General features: G+C 60.6%; 18 protein-coding genes. 10 read left to right on the forward strand and 8 right to left on the reverse strand.

Annotated elements, in window-relative coordinates; translation table 11 throughout:
- The first annotated feature begins 14 nt into the window (after positions 1-14).
- Positions 15-425, forward strand: coding sequence for a hypothetical protein (locus tag LPJGGPFB_RS08750; RefSeq protein ID WP_173419618.1), 411 nt, complete (start codon positions 15-17; stop codon positions 423-425).
- A 166-nt stretch (positions 426-591) separates the two neighbouring features.
- Here LPJGGPFB_RS08750 and LPJGGPFB_RS08755 read toward each other — a convergent pair whose 3' ends face one another.
- A complete protein-coding gene (locus LPJGGPFB_RS08755) occupies positions 592-1,785 on the reverse strand; it encodes a hypothetical protein (protein ID WP_173419619.1) in 1,194 nt (397 codons plus the stop codon).
- 452 nt (positions 1,786-2,237) lie between these two features.
- Between LPJGGPFB_RS08755 and parC the strand changes: the two genes are divergently transcribed.
- Both parC and LPJGGPFB_RS08765 read left to right on the forward strand, forming a co-directional pair.
- Positions 2,238-4,514, forward strand: a complete 2,277-nt coding sequence (parC, locus tag LPJGGPFB_RS08760) for a DNA topoisomerase IV subunit A (protein ID WP_173419620.1) — start codon at positions 2,238-2,240, stop codon at positions 4,512-4,514.
- A 136-nt stretch (positions 4,515-4,650) separates the two neighbouring features.
- A complete protein-coding gene (locus LPJGGPFB_RS08765) occupies positions 4,651-4,989 on the forward strand; it encodes a helix-turn-helix domain-containing protein (RefSeq protein WP_173419621.1) in 339 nt (112 codons plus the stop codon).
- Positions 4,990-5,035: 46 nt separating this feature from the next.
- On the opposite strand, the gene LPJGGPFB_RS08770 is transcribed toward LPJGGPFB_RS08765, so the two are convergent.
- The 4 genes from LPJGGPFB_RS08770 to hemB all read right to left on the reverse strand — a co-directional run bounded on the left by LPJGGPFB_RS08770 (position 5,036) and on the right by hemB (position 8,438).
- Positions 5,036-5,932 (reverse strand): DMT family transporter, encoded by an 897-nt coding sequence (locus LPJGGPFB_RS08770; protein ID WP_173419622.1) that lies wholly within the window; start codon positions 5,930-5,932, stop codon positions 5,036-5,038.
- 3 nt (positions 5,933-5,935) lie between these two features.
- The gene (locus LPJGGPFB_RS08775) at positions 5,936-6,724 is read right to left on the reverse strand and encodes an arginyltransferase (RefSeq protein ID WP_173419623.1); all 789 of its coding nucleotides are present in this window, start codon (positions 6,722-6,724) and stop codon (positions 5,936-5,938) included.
- Positions 6,725-6,858: 134 nt separating this feature from the next.
- On the reverse strand, positions 6,859-7,323 hold the full coding sequence (locus LPJGGPFB_RS08780; protein ID WP_173419624.1) for an RDD family protein: 465 nt from the start codon (positions 7,321-7,323) through the stop codon (positions 6,859-6,861).
- A 98-nt stretch (positions 7,324-7,421) separates the two neighbouring features.
- Positions 7,422-8,438, reverse strand: coding sequence for a porphobilinogen synthase (hemB, locus tag LPJGGPFB_RS08785; protein ID WP_173419625.1), 1,017 nt, complete (start codon positions 8,436-8,438; stop codon positions 7,422-7,424).
- Positions 8,439-8,619: 181 nt separating this feature from the next.
- Here hemB and LPJGGPFB_RS08790 point away from each other — a divergent pair, with 181 nt between their 5' ends.
- From LPJGGPFB_RS08790 to LPJGGPFB_RS08820, 7 genes are all read left to right on the forward strand, one after another.
- Positions 8,620-9,057 carry a DUF6163 family protein gene (locus LPJGGPFB_RS08790; protein WP_173419626.1) on the forward strand — a complete coding sequence of 146 codons (438 nt, stop codon included), beginning with the start codon at positions 8,620-8,622 and terminating at the stop codon, positions 9,055-9,057.
- A gap of 130 nt (positions 9,058-9,187) precedes the next feature.
- Complete coding sequence (ldtR, locus tag LPJGGPFB_RS08795; RefSeq protein ID WP_173419627.1) at positions 9,188-9,700, forward strand: transcriptional regulator LdtR; 513 nt, start codon at positions 9,188-9,190, stop codon at positions 9,698-9,700.
- Positions 9,701-10,093: 393 nt separating this feature from the next.
- Positions 10,094-11,419, forward strand: coding sequence for a L,D-transpeptidase family protein (locus LPJGGPFB_RS08800; RefSeq protein WP_173419628.1), 1,326 nt, complete (start codon positions 10,094-10,096; stop codon positions 11,417-11,419).
- Between the two features lie 183 nt (positions 11,420-11,602).
- A complete protein-coding gene (gene glyA, locus LPJGGPFB_RS08805; RefSeq protein ID WP_173419629.1) occupies positions 11,603-12,898 on the forward strand; it encodes a serine hydroxymethyltransferase in 1,296 nt (431 codons plus the stop codon).
- 10 nt (positions 12,899-12,908) lie between these two features.
- Positions 12,909-13,382, forward strand: coding sequence for a transcriptional regulator NrdR (nrdR, locus tag LPJGGPFB_RS08810; RefSeq protein ID WP_003529310.1), 474 nt, complete (start codon positions 12,909-12,911; stop codon positions 13,380-13,382).
- 19 nt (positions 13,383-13,401) lie between these two features.
- Positions 13,402-14,511, forward strand: coding sequence for a bifunctional diaminohydroxyphosphoribosylaminopyrimidine deaminase/5-amino-6-(5-phosphoribosylamino)uracil reductase RibD (gene ribD / locus LPJGGPFB_RS08815; RefSeq protein ID WP_173419630.1), 1,110 nt, complete (start codon positions 13,402-13,404; stop codon positions 14,509-14,511).
- On the forward strand, positions 14,511-15,131 hold the full coding sequence (locus LPJGGPFB_RS08820) for a riboflavin synthase (protein ID WP_173419631.1): 621 nt from the start codon (positions 14,511-14,513) through the stop codon (positions 15,129-15,131). Before ribD ends, LPJGGPFB_RS08820 begins: the two co-directional genes overlap by 1 nt.
- Positions 15,132-15,216: 85 nt before the next feature.
- Here LPJGGPFB_RS08820 and LPJGGPFB_RS08825 read toward each other — a convergent pair whose 3' ends face one another.
- From LPJGGPFB_RS08825 to LPJGGPFB_RS08835, 3 genes are all read right to left on the reverse strand, one after another.
- A complete protein-coding gene (locus LPJGGPFB_RS08825; RefSeq protein ID WP_173419632.1) occupies positions 15,217-15,567 on the reverse strand; it encodes a hypothetical protein in 351 nt (116 codons plus the stop codon).
- A 276-nt stretch (positions 15,568-15,843) separates the two neighbouring features.
- The gene (locus LPJGGPFB_RS08830; RefSeq protein WP_173419633.1) at positions 15,844-16,422 is read right to left on the reverse strand and encodes a GNAT family N-acetyltransferase; all 579 of its coding nucleotides are present in this window, start codon (positions 16,420-16,422) and stop codon (positions 15,844-15,846) included.
- Positions 16,423-16,459: 37 nt separating this feature from the next.
- Entirely contained in the window at positions 16,460-16,960 is a 501-nt protein-coding gene (locus tag LPJGGPFB_RS08835; RefSeq protein WP_173419634.1) for a cupin domain-containing protein, read from the reverse strand.
- Positions 16,961-17,066: the final 106 nt, after the last annotated feature.

A 17,066-nucleotide genomic window follows, 5' to 3' on the forward strand; every position in this document is an offset into this window, starting at 1 on the left:
AAAGAAACGAATAAATGCACTTGCGTTTCGGCGTTCAGAACAATGTTCGCGAGAGTGTGGCTCTCGATATTTGTCTTCTGTTCTCTAACTTGCGCCTGTTCTACAAAACGACAGTTTTCACGGTTGCCGGATCTGAATTGTTCTTCATCCGGGATTACAGCATGGTCGAAAAATGCGCGCAGTACGGAATGGTCAGGCAAAACGCCGTTGACGTTTCATACGAATGGGGCATGCGAGAAAAAGCTGCGGTCCTTCGAAGCAGATCAGGGGATAATACTGGCGGTGCAGTCTTCGAGGCGCAAGGCGGCGCAAGTAAAACAGGCCGTCGAAACAAGGGTTTTCAACCGAAAACGGCCACTCGACAAGAATATGACACGGCTGCGAGGAGGCAATCCGAAACGCGATTGGCTGCTCGGCCCGAATGAGACTGGTGCTTGGGTATCGTGGCCGTCGAACGCCGTATCTGCGGCCCTTGTTTCATGCGTGCCGTGAAGCCGGGCTGTGTGCTGGATACGGAAACGCCGGCGACTTCGACGACCGATAGGTCATGCGAAGTCGCCGGCGCTGATTTTCAGGCCGGAGCTTTACCGATCAATCGTTTGCCGTCACCTTGACGCCGAGGACCGAAGGGATCGTGTTCGGTGCGCCCATTGCTGCGCCCATGATCATCGGGAACGGAACCGGCTTTTCTGGAGCAGCGCTGATCGTGAGGCTCTTCGGGCCGTCGAGGTAGGTATTGACTGCGGACGATACCTGGTTCTGCAGTTCCGGCACGTTGAGCTGTGCCATCATCAACGGAACGAGGCCCTTCAGCGATTGCGCCAGCTGATCGCCCGTCACACCCTGCTGCGAACCCGCGTAGTCGAGTGCCTTCTTGGTGATCGAGGCGTCGTCGAAGCGGATTTCGGCGCTGTTGAAGGTCAGCTGCTGCATCAGCCCCATCATGGCGAGACCCATCGCCTGATTGGCCTCTTCCTTGTTGGGGTTCGCTTCGGCGGACTTCATGGCTTCCTGAAGCGACTTCATGAAGGCAAGTGTGTAGCCCGAGATGTCGACAGCGAGGTTCAGCCGGCCGACATTCTTGAAGTCGAAGGCGTATTCCTCGAGCGCGACGTTGCCGCTTTCGACTTCCCAGCTGCCCTTCATCGTCACCGCGCCGTCCAGCTTGGTCAGGCCAAGCTTTTCGATGGCCTCCTTGGTCTTGGGGTCTTCGATTTGCGAAAGGTCTGCCTTGAGGCCGGCAGCGGTTGCATCGAAGTCAAAGCCGGCATCGTTTTCCTGGCGGGCGAGGTTTGCTTCACTGCTTTCCAGCGAAAAGACTTCCTTGCCCTTGGCGCTGACAGTGATCGGGCCGGTGCTCGCGCTTTCGTAAAGCAGGATATCGTCGAGCGTGCCGCCTGCCGGGTTGGCCGGAATGGACAGGCCCGAAACGAGAATGTCCTTGACGGCGAGGCTGCCCTCATCCTGTGCGACGTTGACGTCAGGGAAGGAAACGGTCTCGGCATAGTAGCCGCCGCCTTCGGTTTCCTCGACGCCTTCGAAGGTGATGTCACCGATCTTCAACGCGTCGCCGGGCTGGCCCGCGAGCTTGATCTGGACGCCCGAGGCCGTCACCGTGTCGCCGCTGACTTCGGCCTTGTCGAAGGTGAGTGTGGTGCCGTTCGAACTCATCGCCGCATCGAGCTTCTTCATCAGGTCCGCGCCGTCCAGCGCAAAGGCCGGGCCGGTGAGGGTCAGGAGTGCGGCGCTGGCCATCATCAGGCGGATCTTGCGCGTATGCATCATTGTGGAGTTCCTTCGTGAAAATATCTGATTGTTTAGCTGTGTCGAGGATGCGGCATCGCTAGTCTGGTTCATGTCGGCAAGCTGCGTCAACTGAGGCAGATAGCCTTATCGGCCGGCGAAATATGCCATGCCTGAGGCCCGTCCTCCCGTCAGTTCGCGTCCCGCAATGTCCCCCTCGCAAATCATCCAAATCAACAGCAGCCGAACCTAATACGAAACAGGGCGAAATTATATTCGCTCGATGAAATCACGCGCGCTTCCTCGCCCGGATGCTTTCCAGGACGTTACCGACGGCATTCGCTCACCCATGCCATAACCGTCTGGACGTTGCACGAACATTGCAGGACCGGGTCTGCGCCCTTCAATAGCGCATAGGCGGCGCCATGCGGTTCTCCACAGCGCGATCCCCTGAAATCCTTGATGTTCCGGGTTTGTTGCGCTAGCAAGAACATATGGGACAAAGCCTTACTCCCCCGTCTGGCGGGGATGATCATATTCAGCCGGTTGACCTGAAGGCGGCGCTGGAAGAGCGCTACCTGGCCTATGCCTTGTCGACCATCATGCATCGCGCGCTTCCTGATGTCCGCGACGGCCTGAAGCCGGTGCATCGTCGCATCGTTCATGCCATGAGCGAGATGGGGCTGAGGCCGAACACCTCGTTCAAGAAATGCGCCCGCATCGTCGGCGACGTCATGGGTAAGTTCCACCCCCATGGCGACGCCTCGATCTACGACGCACTGGTGCGGCTTTCCCAGGAATTTGCCATCCGTTATCCGCTGGTCGATGGCCAGGGTAACTTCGGCAATATCGACGGCGATAACGCTGCCGCCATGCGTTACACCGAAGCGAAGATGACCGATGTCGCCTCGCTTCTGCTTGAGGGTATCGATCAGGACGCGGTGGACTTTCGGCCCACCTACAACGAGGAAGATCAGGAGCCGACCGTGCTCCCGGGAGCCTTCCCCAACCTGCTTGCCAATGGTGCGACCGGCATTGCCGTCGGCATGGCAACGTCGATCCCGCCGCACAACGCCCATGAGCTTTGCGATGCGGCGCTGCACCTGATCCGCCATCCGGAGGCAACGGTCGAAGATCTTCTCTACGATCCGGCCAATCCGCAGAAGGGCGGAATCGAGGGGCCGGACTTCCCGACTGGCGGCGTCATCGTCGAAAGCCGCGCGAGCATGGCGGAAGCCTATCGCACCGGCCGCGGCGGCTTTCGCGTGCGGGCGCGCTGGGCTTCCGAGGAGCTCGGGCGGGGCGGCTATCAGATCGTCATCACCGAAATCCCCTACCAGGTCCAGAAGTCGCGGCTGATTGAGAAGATCGCCGAGCTTCTCGTCGCGCGCAAACTGCCGCTACTGGAAGACATCCGCGACGAATCGGCCGAAGACATCCGTATCGTGCTTGTGCCGAAGAGCCGTTCTGTCGATGCCGGCATCCTGATGGAATCGCTCTTTAAGCTGACCGAGCTCGAAAGCCGTATTCCGCTGAACATGAACGTACTGTCGATGGGGCGCGTGCCGCGCGTCATGGCGGTCAACGAAGTGCTTTCGGAGTGGCTCGCCCACCGCCGTGATGTCCTGCAGCGCCGTTCGCGTCACCGTCTGGCCGCAATCGATCGCCGCCTGGAAATCCTCGGTGGTTACCTCGTCGCCTATCTCAATATCGACGAGGTCATTCGCATCATCCGCGAGGACGACGAGCCGAAGGCCGTGATGATGGAGCGGTTTTCGCTCACGGACCTTCAGGCCGAGTCGATCCTCAATATGCGGCTGCGCTCCTTGCGCAAGCTGGAAGAGTTCGAGATCCGCACCGAGTTCGACGCGCTGTCGAAGGAAAAGGCGGAGATCGAGGCATTGCTCGCTTCCGAGGAGAAGCAGTGGCAGACCGTCGCCTGGGAAATTGGCGAAGTGAAGAAGAAGTTCGCCAAGGCGACCGAGATCGGCAAGCGTCGCAGCACCTTTGCCGATGCGCCGGAGGCCGATATTGAAGCCATCCAGCAGGCGATGATCGAGAAGGAGCCGATCACCGTCGTCATCTCGGAAAAGGGCTGGATCCGCGCGCTGAAGGGCCACATCTCCGATACCTCGACGCTGCAGTTCAAGGAAGGCGATGCGCTGAAGGTCGCATTCCCGGCCCAGACGACCGACAAGATCCTCGTCTTCACCACCGGCGGCAAGGTCTACACGCTCGGCGGCGACAAGCTGCCAGGCGGTCGCGGTCATGGCGAACCGTTGCGCATCATTGTCGATATGGAAAACGATCAGGACGTTCTGACGGCGTTCGTGCACGATCCTGTCCGAAAGCTGATCGTTTCGTCGGCGGCCGGTAATGGCTTCGTGGTTGCAGAAGGCGAGATCGTTGCCAACACCCGCAAGGGCAAGCAGGTGATGAACGTCGCCATGCCCGATGAAACCAAGCTGGTCATTCCGGTCAAGGGCGACCACGTTGCGGTCGTCGGTGAAAACCGCAAGATGCTCGTCTTCCCGCTGGTGCAGATCCCTGAGATGGCACGTGGCAAAGGCGTCCGGCTGCAACGCTACAAGGATGGCGGCATTTCCGATATCCGTTGCTTTGCGATCGCTGACGGCCTCGTCTGGGAAGACAGTGCCGGCCGCGTCTTTACCAAGAGCAAGGACGAACTGATCGAGTGGCTGGCTGATCGTGCCTCCGCTGGCCGCGTGGTGCCGAAGGGCTTCCCGCGCAGCGGAAAGTTCAGCGGCTGATCCATCGCTGCCTGCGCGGCTTCGCTGCGCGGGCAGGTCTCGTCGACTTCGTAAGCAATCTGAAATTTAGAGGAATGCCCCGTTTTCGGCGCTTGAAAGCAACGTGCGGTCGTGGATCAATACCCATCCCAACAGGATGAAGACCATGCCGAATTCCGCTGCCCTCGACGATATTCTCCTCGCCCTGGCAAATCCGATTCGCCGTCGCATCTTCGAACTATTGCTCGGGGGGGAAACTCGGGTTGTCGAGGTTGCGGCCGCCGTTGCCGTGACGCCTGATGCGCTTGAGCAGCATCTGCGCATCCTGGAGGAGGCCTGCCTGGTTTCGCGGCTGCCTGCCGGCGGCGGGGAGGCCGTGTGCGGCAATCCCGCGCCTCTGGACATCGCTGCGGCGTGGATCGAGATGAACCGCGAACTCTGGTCAATGCACATCCATGCGCCGAAATCCCTGGAGGCCGGCGTGACGCCAACCTGACGACCTCAGTTGTCCAATACCAGCGCTGCCTCGATGTGTCGGCTGTCTATTCCGGGCAGGGCTGTGCCGCGCGGGCCGCCCGGCTGCGCATCTGCCAAAGTGAATGACCGATGAGCGCAAAGATCAGGATCGCGCCGCCCGCAAGCGTTTGCGCCGTCGGGCTTTCCGCAAAGACCAGCCAGACCCAGATTGGCGCCAGGATGGTCTCGAGCAGATAGAACATGCCCACTTCCGGTGCAGACAGGAACCGCGGGCCCGTGGCCAGGCAGAAGAACGCCAGCGGGATCATCACCAAACCGTTGAAGAAGATGTATTGCGGAGCTGCGATCGCAAAACCACCGGCAGGTAGCATCAGAAGTGCCACGGCGGCTGGAAAGATGGCAGTCACCAGCGGAACCAAAGCCATGTCGCGGCCGCTTGCCCGGCTGATGGTGATGGCGCTGGCCAAGAGGAAGGCGGAACTTGCCGCCATCGCATCGCCGAAGAGATGACCGCTCTCAAGTCCGTCCTGCACGATCAGCCCGACGCCGAGCACCATCGCTCCCATTGTCACAAGTGTTGCGTTGGAGGGGCGCTCCTTCAGAAATATCCAGGAGAGCAGGGCCGCAAACATCGATGTAAACGCAAGGATGAAGACCACGTTCGCCGTCGACGTATTGAAGACGGCGAGCAGGAACGTGCACGAGTTGATGCCGTAAAAGAGGCCGACAATCAGTCCGGCCTTGCCCGGCATGAGCGAGATCTTGCGACCAAGTACCTTGTTGATCACGAACCATGCCAGGAGCCCGATCACGAAAGTCGAAAGACTGCGCACGGCGAGCAGCGACCAGACTTCGCCACCGGCGGATCGGATGAGCGGAATGTCGAAGGAGAGAGCAAGGCCGCCAAGGCCGGTGATGGCAAGTCCGCGCCGGTGCAGCGCGGCATCAGAGGAAGGGCTCAATTTTCAATCCGTTTCGGTGGGGGGCGTTTCTGAAGCAGGCTCAGGACCATCGTAACGCTCCCAGCCACGCGGCATAAGGTGCTCCTGTGGCAAAAATTTCGTCTTGTACCCCATCTTGCGCGACCCCTTGACCCAATAGCCGAGATAAACGTGTGGGAGGCCCCGTTCCTTGGCGCGGCGGATGTGGTCGAGAATCATGAAGGTGCCGAGCGAGCGGTCTTCGTAGGCCGGGTCGAAGAAGGAGTAGACCATCGAAAGCCCGTCACCCATCCGGTCGGTCAGCGCGGTTGCGATCAACGGCCCGCGAGCCCTCTCGCTGATACCGTCGCCTTCGACCCTTAGGCGATATTCGATGATCTTGGTGTGCACATGAGTGTCCTCGACCATCATCGCATAGTCGAGAACCGACATGTCGGACATGCCGCCTTTCTGATGCCGTTGGTCGAGATAGCGGCGGAAGAGATTGTATTGCTCGCTCGATGGTTCGGCCGGATACTCCGACGAAATCACATCGCTGTTGGCGGCGAGCACGCGGCGCATCGATCGGGTGGGCGAGAATTCGTTCGCAAGGATGCGAACGGAAACGCAGGCGCGACAGGTTTCGCACGCCGGCCGATACGCAATGTTCTGCGAGCGACGGAAGCCACCCTGGGTCAGGAGGTCGTTGAGCTCCGGTGCGCGCTCCCCCACCATGTGGGTAAACACCTTTCGCTCCATCTCGTTCGGCAGATAAGGGCAGGCTGCCGGCGCAGTGAGATAAAATTGCGGAGACGGTGTGGTCTGTGTGTTCATCGAGTGCGACGGTCACTCTTGGCGCGGTTGTTCATGACAGTAGCATGGCGGAAGAATGAAAAACGTCAACTCACACGTTTGGGGCGGTTGCCCCTGGCGCGCGGATTGTTCGTCGTCGATTGTTTCGGCGGGGATCAGTAGCTGTCGCGACGGACCGTCACGGTGCCGATCAAGAGATCGTGCAGCAGACGGCTGCGATCCGTGAACAGCCCGATCAGCAGAATGAGGGGCGTCAGCAGCGCGTTGGCGATCCAGAAAATGACGAGATGCACGATCGCCGTCAGGAAATCCATCGGGCGCCCGTCCGTGCGCGCAATCGCCAGTCCCATCATCCGCATGCCGGGCGATGCCTGCTCACGGCCGCCGACCGTCACGCCGAAATAGAGCATCGCCACCAGTGCAAAGAGCACGGGATAGAGCAGGAAGCCGAGGCCGAGCGTCAGAATGCCGAGGAAGAACACCACCACGGCGGCCGGGATCCACAACAGCGCGATGATGACATAATCGAGAATGAAGGCGAACACCCGCCGCGACAGCACACCCTGGTAGGCACGCCAGTCATTGCTCGGCAGCCGCAGTTCATCGTTGTGCATCGTCATCTCTCGTGGCCTCGCATGGTTTCAAGCTGGATATGGGTTAGCATTGCCGGCAAAACAAGGATTGCCCACCACGGTCCGCCTGTCGTTTGCAAGGCGTGTTACCGCCCCTTGGCCAGGATCCTGGCGACTTCAACGGCGAAATAGCTGAGGATGCCGTCGCAGCCGGCCCGCTTGAAGGCGAGCAGCGTCTCGAGCATCACCTTGTCGCCGTCGATCCAGCCGTTGGCGGCAGCGGCCTTGATCTGAGAGTACTCTCCCGAAACCTGATAGGCGAAGACCGGAAGGCCGAAAGCTTCCTTCATGCGCCAGCAGATATCAAGGTAGGGAAGGCCGGGCTTGACCATCAGCATGTCGGCGCCTTCCTCGACGTCGAGTGCGGCGTCGCGGATCGCCTCGGTGCCGTTGGCCGGGTCGATGTAATAGGTCTTCTTGTCGCCTTTGAGCAGGCCACCGGTGCCGATCGCCTCGCGATATGGCCCATAGAAGCCGGAAGCGAATTTCGTCGCGTAGGCCATGATGCCAACATTCTGGTGGCCCGCGGCGTCCAGCGCCTGACGGATCGCGCCGATGCGGCCATCCATCATGTCCGAGGGGGCGATGATATCGGAACCGGCGTCGGCCTGGGCGACGGCTGCCCTGGCGATCATCTCGACCGTCTCGTCGTTGACGATTTCGCCGTTGCGCAGGATGCCGTCATGGCCGTGGCTGGTGAAGGGATCGAGAGCCACGTCGGTGATGACGCCGATCTCGGGCACGGCCTTCTTGAAGGCGCGCGTTGCCTGGTTGATGAGATTGTCGGCGGCAAGGCTGTTGGAGCCGGTCTCGTCGCGCAGCGACAGATCGATGTTGGGAAAGGTGGCGATTGCCGGGATGCCGAGATCGGCGGCTTCCTTCACCGCTTCGACAGCCTTGTCGATGCTCATGCGGTTGACGCCCGGCATGGCATCGATCGGTTGGACGATGTTCTCGCCCGGCACGATGAAGATCGGCCAGATCAGGTCGTCGACCGTCAGGCGGTTCTCCTGCACAAGCCGGCGCGTCCAGTCGGCCTTGCGGTTGCGGCGCATGCGGCGGTGGCCCGTGATCCTGTCCACAAGATTCGTCCTGTCGTTCATCGCGCCGCGCCTTTCCCTGAAAACTGTGAGCTGGGATGCGCTTTATCATGTGGGGGCCGCGCTTGGGAACGGTGCCGCCGACAACGGGCCTGCGGCATTTCTTCCTTTTGCTGGACCGCGGCGGGGGAGGGGGCTTCCTTCGTGCTGGCGGATGGCGCCGACCCGCCCTATCTTGCCGCCCATGCTTCATGATTCTGCCCATGTTCCGAAACCATCGCTGACCGAGATCCTTTTCGGTCTGTTCCTGCGGCTGGTATCGGCGTCGTGCTTCTGGTTCGCGCTGAACTATTGGGCAATGCTGATCGGCTTTTCCCATGGCGGTGCCGGCCGCTTCGATCTCCTGACGCCGGAATGGCGGGCAGCGGCAACCGCGCTTGCCGTCGTCTACCCGGTTGCAGCCCTTGGGCTGTGGCTGCTGGTCTCTTGGGGGCCTGTTGTATGGGTGGTGGCGGCAGCGATCGAAATCGCGATGTACGAGTTCTATCCCGTCAGTTTCGGCCACCGTCCGATGCTGGTTGTCTTGCACGTCGCGGTCGCCGTCACATTCATCCTTTTCAGGGCAGCACTCTTCTATCAGCGCTTCCGGCAGGCAAGACAGGTAAGGGTTGATTCACCCTGAGACAGGGTCGCCGATTGGTAAGCTCATGTTAAGGCTGCGGTTTAAGTAGAATTTTAGACGTATTCGTTAGGTTCTCACTCAAGGCGGGAAGACAAACAGACACCGCCAAACAAAACAGTGAGGCAGTCAAATGAACACGAAGATGAAGCCGCAGGTCACTGCGCCCCGAGACCCTCAGGAAGAAGCCGTCCGTGGTCTCTACATGGAATCCCTCCACCTCGTCGAGCGCCTGCACCGCCGTCTGCTCGACGTCATCAAGGACGAGTTCGACCGTCAGGGTCGCGACGATGTCAACGCCGTCCAGGCCCTGTTGCTCTTCAACATCGGCACCTCCGAGCTGACCGCCGGCGAGCTTCGCTCGCGTGGCTACTACCTCGGCTCCAACGTTTCCTACAACGTCAAGAAGCTCGTCGATCTCGGCCTGATCAACCACCAGCGCTCGCGTGTCGACCGTCGCGCAGTCCGCATCAGCCTGACGGAAGACGGCCAGGAAATCGCCGAAACCGTCGCCAAGCTCTACGAGCGTCATATCGGCTCGATCCAGAAGGTCGGCGGCATCGGTTCGGACGAATTCACCCAGATGAACAAGCTGCTGCAGCGCCTTGATCGCTTCTGGAACGACTCGATCATGTACCGCCTGTAACAGGCGTCACACACCTCCAGTTCAAAGAGCCGGACGCAATCCCTGCGTGTCCGGCCTTTGCCGTTTTTCCACGCCGGCGATGTTGCAGAAAGGCCGCAGCGGCTTGAAGCAAGAGGCGTGCCACATGTCTTCGGCGGCAGTCCGAGACACGAATTGGCCATATTGCTGTGACAGCGACGAGGGTATGCGGTAGGTGCGGCCACGTGTTTTCATCGACGTGGATTCGTTTTGCGTTCGCCTGCCGGATGAGGGTCCTCGCTCGCGGTATCGTGAAATCATGTGAGGGCAGGGTGGCTCGTTGGTTGACCTTTGTTAACCACGATCGTGTTAGGGCTCCGGCAACATGCGTGCCTGCGCATAGGGCGCGTGCCAACGCATTGGGATGGTAGGAATATGTCAAAAAAGAATGGAATTGATGCATTCTCGCGCCGCGCATTTCTGCGTTCGGCCGCAACCTTCGGTGCCGTCGCTTGGGCGGGAGCCGCAGGCGCTCAGGACGCCCTGAACGAGATCATCAATTCGCCTCGCCGCGGCTCCTGGGACGACCAGTACGACGCAAAGGCGTCGCGCACGGCGACGACGGTCGTGTCCAATACGCCGGTCTTCGGCCCTGAGACGATCAACCATGTCCAGCAGGCGATCTTCGATTATCAGAACATCGTTTCGTCGGGCGGTTGGCCAATGGTGGAAACCAGCGTCAAGCTCGAACTCGGTGTTACGGACCCTTCGGTGCAGCAACTGCGTCAGCGCCTGATGGTTTCCGGCGATCTGCCGCGTTCCGCCGGCATCTCGTCGTCCTTTGATTCCTACGTCGATGGCGCGGTCAAGCATTTCCAGGCACGCCATGGTCTGCCGGCAGACGGCGTCATTGGCGAATACACGCTGAAGGCAATCAACGTTCCAGCGACCACCCGTCTCGGCCAGCTGCAGACCAACCTCGTGCGCCTGCAGTCGATGTCCGGCGATCTCGGTCGCCGCTATGTGATGGTGAACATTCCGGCCGCTTACATCGAAGCGGTGGAGAACGGCCGCGTCGCGCTGCGCCACACCGCTATTGTCGGCAAGATCGACCGCCAGTCGCCGATCCTCAACTCCAAGATCTATGAGGTCATCCTCAATCCCTACTGGACTGCGCCGCGCTCGATCATCCAGAAGGATATCATGCCGCTGATGCGCAAGGACCCGACCTACCTGAAGCGCAACGCCATCCGCCTGTTCGACGGCAGCGGTGGCGAAGTGTCGCCGGAAACGGTTGACTGGAATGCCGAGAAGGCGCCGAACCTGATGTTCCGTCAGGATCCGGGCAAGATCAATGCGATGTCTTCGACGAAGATCAACTTCCACAACGAGCATCAGGTCTACATGCACGACACGCCCCAGCAGGGCCTGTTCAACAAGCTGATGCGTTTCGAATCGTCCGGCTGCGTTCGCGTCCAGAACGTTCGCGACCTTTCGAGCTGGCTTTTGAAGGAAACCCCCGGCTGGTCGCGCCAGCAGATGGAGGCCACGATCAAGACCGGTGTCAACACGCCGATCACGCTGGCCGAAGAGGTCCCGGTTTTCTTCACCTACATCACCGCCTGGTCGGCGAAGGATGGTGTCGTGCAGTTCCGCGACGACATCTATCAGCGGGATGGGGCGACCGAACTGGCGCTGCAGACGCCTTACGGCGTCGAGCAATCGGCCGGCTCGGTCGAGTCGGATGCTCTGCCGCAATAAGCAAAGTCGGGCAATTCATTGCAAAAGCCGCGCTTCCCCTGGCAGCGCGGCTTTTTCGTTGGTCCGCGGCTGCGATGTTTAGGCGCGGCAGATGGGGGAAATGACGCAAACCGCACAGCGGATATTGCTCTCGCCGTGCGAGGAAGCTAAAGAACTGCCACCTTTGAGAGGAGCCTCGCGCCGATGCTTGCACAGAACAATGATGCCTTCTTCACCCGCTCTCTCGCCGACAGCGATCCGGAAATCTTCGGTTCGATCGAAAAGGAGCTGGGTCGTCAGCGCCACGAGATCGAACTGATCGCGTCCGAGAACATCGTTTCGCGCGCCGTGCTCGAAGCTCAGGGCTCGATCATGACCAACAAATATGCCGAGGGCTACCCGGGCAAGCGCTATTATGGCGGCTGCCAGTTCGTCGACATCGCCGAGGAATTGGCGATCGAGCGTGCCAAGAAGCTGTTCGGCGCTAAGTTCGTCAACGTGCAGCCGAACTCCGGCTCGCAGATGAACCAGGCTGTGTTCCTCGCGCTCCTGCAGCCGGGCGACACCTTCATGGGCCTCGACCTCAATTCCGGCGGTCACCTGACGCATGGTTCGCCGGTCAACATGTCCGGCAAGTGGTTCAACGTGGTTTCCTACGGCGTTCGCGAGAGCGATCACCTGCTCGACATGGACGATGTCGCCGAGAAGGCACGCCAGCACAAGCCGAAGCTGATCATTGCCGGTGGCACCGCCTATTCCCGCATCTGGGACTGGAAGCGCTTCCGCGAGATCGCCGATGAAGTTGGCGCGTACCTGATGGTCGACATGGCGCACATCGCCGGCCTCGTTGCCGGTGACCAGCATCCGTCGCCGGTTCCCCATTGCCACGTTGCCACGACGACGACGCACAAGTCGCTGCGCGGTCCGCGCGGCGGCATGATCCTCACCAACGACGAGGATATCGCCAAGAAGATCAACTCGGCGGTCTTCCCGGGCCTCCAGGGCGGCCCGTTGATGCACGTCATCGCCGCCAAGGCCGTTGCCTTCGGTGAGGCACTGCAGCCGTCCTTCAAGGACTATGCGGCTCAGGTCGTCAAGAACGCCCGCACGCTTGCCGAGACGCTCAAGGCCAACGGTCTCGATATCGTATCCGGCGGCACGGACAACCACCTGATGCTCGTCGATCTGCGCAAGAAGAACGCGACCGGCAAGCGCGCCGAGGCAGCCCTCGGCCGTGCCTACGTCACCTGCAACAAGAACGGCATCCCGTTCGATCCTGAAAAGCCGTTCGTCACGTCGGGCGTCCGTCTCGGTACCCCGGCGGGCACCACCCGTGGCTTCAAGGAAGCCGAATTCAAGGAAATCGGCGAATTGATCGTCGAAGTCCTCGACGGCCTCAAGGTCGCCAACTCCGACGAAGGCAATGCCGCCGTCGAAGCGGGCGTGCGCGAAAAGGTGATGACGCTCACCGGCCGCTTCCCGATGTACGGCTACATGTGATCGGCTCATCATGCGCTGCCCCTATTGCGGTTCCGAAGACAGCCAGGTGAAGGACAGCCGTCCGGCAGAGGACGGCAACGCCATTCGCCGCCGCCGTATCTGCCCGGATTGCGGTGGTCGCTTCACGACCTTCGAACGGGTGCAGCTGCGTGAGCTGATGATCATCAAGAAGACCGGTCGGAAGGTGCCTTTCGACCGGGACAAGCTGCTGCGGTCCTTCGAGATCGCGCTCAGAAAACGCCCTGTTGATCGTGACCGCATCGAGCGGGCGGTCTCCGGCATCGTGCGTCGGCTCGAAAGCTCCGGCGAGACTGAAATCCCTTCGGAGGAGATCGGCTTGCAGGTGCTGGAAGCGCTGAAGAGCCTCGACGATGTCGCCTTCGTCCGCTACGCGTCGGTCTATCGGGACTTCTCCCACGCCGAAGATTTCGAAAAGGTCATCGCCGAGATCAGCGCCAAGATTGCGCGCGACCCCGGCGAATAGGAAGGCGCACCGGACCGCCATGGCCAACCCCACCCGTAAGGACGAGAGGTTCATGGCGGCGGCGCTGCGGCTGGCACGCCAGCATCTCGGCCAGACATCCACCAATCCCTCCGTCGCCTGCTTGATCGTCCAGGATGGTGTCATCGTCGGACGTGCGGTGACGGCAAGAAGCGGGCGGCCCCATGCCGAAGCTCAGGCACTTGCCGAAGCGGGCGAGCGGGCACGCGGCGCAACCGCTTATGTCACCCTTGAACCCTGCTCTCATCACGGCAAGACGCCGCCCTGCGCCGATGCGCTGGTCGCCTCCGGCGTTGCCCGCGTCGTCATTTCGATCCTCGATCCCGATGAACGCGTCGCCGGGCGCGGCGTGGTGCGTTTGCGTGAAGCCGGCATCGCGGTCGATATCGGCGTTTTGCCGCTGGAGGGACATGGCGCGCTCGAAGCCTATCTCACGCGACAGGTCAGCAAGCGCCCACATGTGACTCTCAAACTTGCAGTTTCTGCCGACGGCATGATCGGCCGAACAGGTGCCGGACAGGTCCGTATTACAGGCCCGATTTCCAGGGCGCAGGTCCAGATCCTCAGGGCGCAGACCGACGCGATCCTCGTGGGCATCGGTACTGCGACTGCGGATGATCCGGAATTGACTGTGCGTTTGCCAGGTCTTGAAGATCGCTCGCCCATCCGCATCGTCCTGGATCGGCGACTGGATCTTTCGCCAGGCTCGAAGCTCGTGCGGTCGGCGGCGCAAACCCCCGTCATCGTGGTGTCGGGAGAGCCATCGACACAATCGGAACTGGAGCCAGCCAGCGAACGGGCTGGCCGGCGCGCTGCGCTGGAGGCTGCCGGTGTCGAGGTGCTGGAAACCGGAACGGTTGCCGATCTGCTTACGGCACTCGGCTCGCGCGGCATTTCCTCTTTGCTCGTCGAGGGTGGTGCAGTTGCCGCTCGCGCTTTCCTGGACGCTGGGCTGGTCGATCGCATTCAGATCTATACCGGCCCGCAAATCATTGGCGAAAACGGCATCGCATCCCCATTTGATCGGAAATCCGTGCCCCCTGGCTTTAAGCTCGTTCGCTCCGCGCAATACGGCGACGATCTTTTCGAAGAATACGAAAGAGAGAACTGATGTTCACAGGCATTGTCACTGACATCGGCACCGTTGATGCCGTAACGCCGCTGAAGGAAGGCGTGAAGCTACGCGTCGCCACCACATACGATCCGAAGACCATCGATATGGGGGCGTCCATCGCCCATTCCGGTGTTTGCCTGACGGTGACGGCCCTGCCGGACGGCGGCAGCAACGAACGCTGGTTCGAGGTCGAGGCGTGGGAAGAGGCTTTGCGCCTGACGACCATCGCTGGCTGGAAAAAGGGCACGCGGATCAATCTCGAGCGGTCATTGAAGATCGGCGATGAACTGGGTGGACATCTCGTTTCCGGTCATATCGACGACAAGGCGGAGATTCTATCGGTCGAACCCGAGGGCGACGCCGTGCGGTTCAGGCTGCGTGCGCCCGCGCATTTGGCCAAGTTCGTCGCGCCGAAGGGATCCGTTGCGCTCGACGGCACATCGCTGACAGTCAACAAAGTCGATGCAACCGACTTTGACGTGCTCTTGATCCGCCATTCGCTTGAGGTGACGACCTGGGGCGAACGCCGGGCGGGCGATTTCGTCAATTTCGAAGTCGACACGATGGCGCGCTACGCCGCTCGCCTTGCGGAGTTTCCGGCCCCGAAGGCCGAATAGACGGCCGCCGCTGCCAGAGACCGACTAAGCGCACCATCTCGCGTGTGGAGATGGTGCGCTTCTTATTCGTTGACTGAACGCGTATTCAACGCATGTAGATGGTGAGGCTTCCGTCGGCACCCTGCTGAGCGCCTCCTATATTACCCATTTCGACGTTCTTGGCCTTTAGCTGCGCGGCCAATTCCGCGTTGCCGTTGACCGCAGCTTGCAGGGCTGCGCGTTGTTCGGCCGTCGCATGCTCGACCCACAGGCGGGTCTGATCCTGCTCGCTCAGCGTGGAGATATCGACGATGTTGAACTTGTCCCCCTTGAAGTCGCGCACCGTCTGCTCGATTTCAGCCGGCCATTCCATTTTGGCGTCCTGAGCGTGCGGTATAGCTGCGAAGGCGAGGGACGAGAACGCAGCAATGACTGATAGCTTTGCAATGCGATTCATGATCATGCTCCTTGGTTGTCTGCGGCGCAGTGACCAGTAACCTGATACCCGAACACAATACCCGATGCGGGTTTCCGGAAGGCCTGCTGAGATGCGTGTCGCAGTCGTCAGCAGGCTGCATTACGGGCGACTTACCCGCAGCAAAATGTGTTGGATTCCCTTGTCTGATCGGGTGGTGTTGCCTGTTGTAGTTCGCCTGCACCCGATGCCAGGCAATCTTGCCTGCAATATAGACGTTTCGATGGCGTTTTCATCAAAACGACAATTGAGGATTGTTTACGTCTCCGAATGCGCGGGCATTGGCGCTTTGCGGGCCGTGGCAACAGCAAGCGTTCGCTGCCGTTCAAACATGATGACATGCGTGCCGTGATAGCGCGTGCGCCAGAATTCCTTGAAGCCCTGCTTTTCGGCGACACGGACCGAGGCACGGTTGCCGACATCGATGATGCAGGTTTTTCGCACTTGGGGAAACTGCCGATCGGCCCATTCGAGCGCGGCGCTGACGGCCTCGGTTGCAAGCCCCTGTCCGTGTGCTTTTGGGGAGAGCGCCCAACCGGTCTCCATCGTCCCTTCAAGCGAGGGCGTGATCAGCCGATGGACGTCGTGAAAGCCGGCTTCTCCGAGAAAGGTGCCGGTCGCACGATCCTGGATGGCGAAGAAACCGAAGCCGAAATAATGCCACATGCCGACCTGGCGCAGGAAACGTGTCCAGGATTGCTCGCGCGTATAGGGAACGCCGCCGACGAAACGCGTAACCTCGCTGTCGGCAAACAGGGCGGCATAGGCCGTGAAGTCGTCGCGTCTATAGGGGCGCAGGACCAGACGTTCGGTCTCGATGATAGGAACACTGTGCATGTTTTATCCGCTGCTATGGGTTTGGTAGGTGGGATGATCAGATGCCGGGCTCGCCGTCCCAGTAGTCGGCAGCACTTTCAGGCCTGCCGGTAAACTGGAACCGGCGTTCGCCGGCGGCCGTACGCGTCCTGGCGTGAAACTTGCCGCTATCCGGATATTCGCAGATCTCGGTGGCGGCCATCGTCGAGATGGAGAGATATTTGAGCGGCACGGTTCCGGTGTTGATCAGGTGATGCGCCGTCTCCGCCCCGCCTGCCGGTGCGCCAAGGATGTCGCCCGGTCCGACGGCATAGCGCTCTGTTCCGAACCGATAGGTGCCTTCGCCTTCGAGAATGATGAAGAGTTCCTCTTCCACGTGGTGGTTGTGGAAGGGGCAACCGGATTTGCCCGGCGGTACTTCGCCATAGCCGACGCCGAGGTCTTTCAGGCCAAGCCGGCTGCCGAATGACGTGTCGCTGGATTCGAAGAACGTGCCTTCCGACCAATGGTCGAGGGCAAGGTCCCTTGGGTTGATGATGGGTTTGTTGCTGTCCGCCATATATATTCCTCCCCGGCGTTATCGTCTCCGAACGGAGAACCGCTCCCGGTCATCCGTGTCGGGCGTTTGACTTTCCGTCAATTGCCAAACTCTCACGTGTCCGGTG

The organism is Ensifer adhaerens, from assembly GCF_013283195.1.
GTDB lineage: Bacteria > Pseudomonadota > Alphaproteobacteria > Rhizobiales > Rhizobiaceae > Ensifer > Ensifer adhaerens_G.

Excerpts from the sequence above, each read along its gene's own strand:
- LPJGGPFB_RS08750 (WP_173419618.1), top strand. The coding sequence starts at position 15 with ATGCACTTGCGTTTCGGCGTTCAGAACAATGTTCGCGAGAGTGTGGCT.
- LPJGGPFB_RS08755 (WP_173419619.1), bottom strand. The coding sequence starts at position 1,785 with ATGATGCATACGCGCAAGATCCGCCTGATGATGGCCAGCGCCGCACTC.
- parC (WP_173419620.1), top strand. The coding sequence starts at position 2,238 with ATGGGACAAAGCCTTACTCCCCCGTCTGGCGGGGATGATCATATTCAG.
- LPJGGPFB_RS08765 (WP_173419621.1), top strand. The coding sequence starts at position 4,651 with ATGAAGACCATGCCGAATTCCGCTGCCCTCGACGATATTCTCCTCGCC.
- LPJGGPFB_RS08775 (WP_173419623.1), bottom strand. The coding sequence starts at position 6,724 with ATGAACACACAGACCACACCGTCTCCGCAATTTTATCTCACTGCGCCG.
- LPJGGPFB_RS08780 (WP_173419624.1), bottom strand. The coding sequence starts at position 7,323 with ATGACGATGCACAACGATGAACTGCGGCTGCCGAGCAATGACTGGCGT.
- hemB (WP_173419625.1), bottom strand. The coding sequence starts at position 8,438 with ATGAACGACAGGACGAATCTTGTGGACAGGATCACGGGCCACCGCCGC.
- LPJGGPFB_RS08790 (WP_173419626.1), top strand. The coding sequence starts at position 8,620 with ATGCTTCATGATTCTGCCCATGTTCCGAAACCATCGCTGACCGAGATC.
- ldtR (WP_173419627.1), top strand. The coding sequence starts at position 9,188 with ATGAACACGAAGATGAAGCCGCAGGTCACTGCGCCCCGAGACCCTCAG.
- LPJGGPFB_RS08800 (WP_173419628.1), top strand. The coding sequence starts at position 10,094 with ATGTCAAAAAAGAATGGAATTGATGCATTCTCGCGCCGCGCATTTCTG.
- glyA (WP_173419629.1), top strand. The coding sequence starts at position 11,603 with ATGCTTGCACAGAACAATGATGCCTTCTTCACCCGCTCTCTCGCCGAC.
- nrdR (WP_003529310.1), top strand. The coding sequence starts at position 12,909 with ATGCGCTGCCCCTATTGCGGTTCCGAAGACAGCCAGGTGAAGGACAGC.
- ribD (WP_173419630.1), top strand. The coding sequence starts at position 13,402 with ATGGCCAACCCCACCCGTAAGGACGAGAGGTTCATGGCGGCGGCGCTG.
- LPJGGPFB_RS08820 (WP_173419631.1), top strand. The coding sequence starts at position 14,511 with ATGTTCACAGGCATTGTCACTGACATCGGCACCGTTGATGCCGTAACG.
- LPJGGPFB_RS08825 (WP_173419632.1), bottom strand. The coding sequence starts at position 15,567 with ATGAATCGCATTGCAAAGCTATCAGTCATTGCTGCGTTCTCGTCCCTC.
- LPJGGPFB_RS08830 (WP_173419633.1), bottom strand. The coding sequence starts at position 16,422 with ATGCACAGTGTTCCTATCATCGAGACCGAACGTCTGGTCCTGCGCCCC.
- LPJGGPFB_RS08835 (WP_173419634.1), bottom strand. The coding sequence starts at position 16,960 with ATGGCGGACAGCAACAAACCCATCATCAACCCAAGGGACCTTGCCCTC.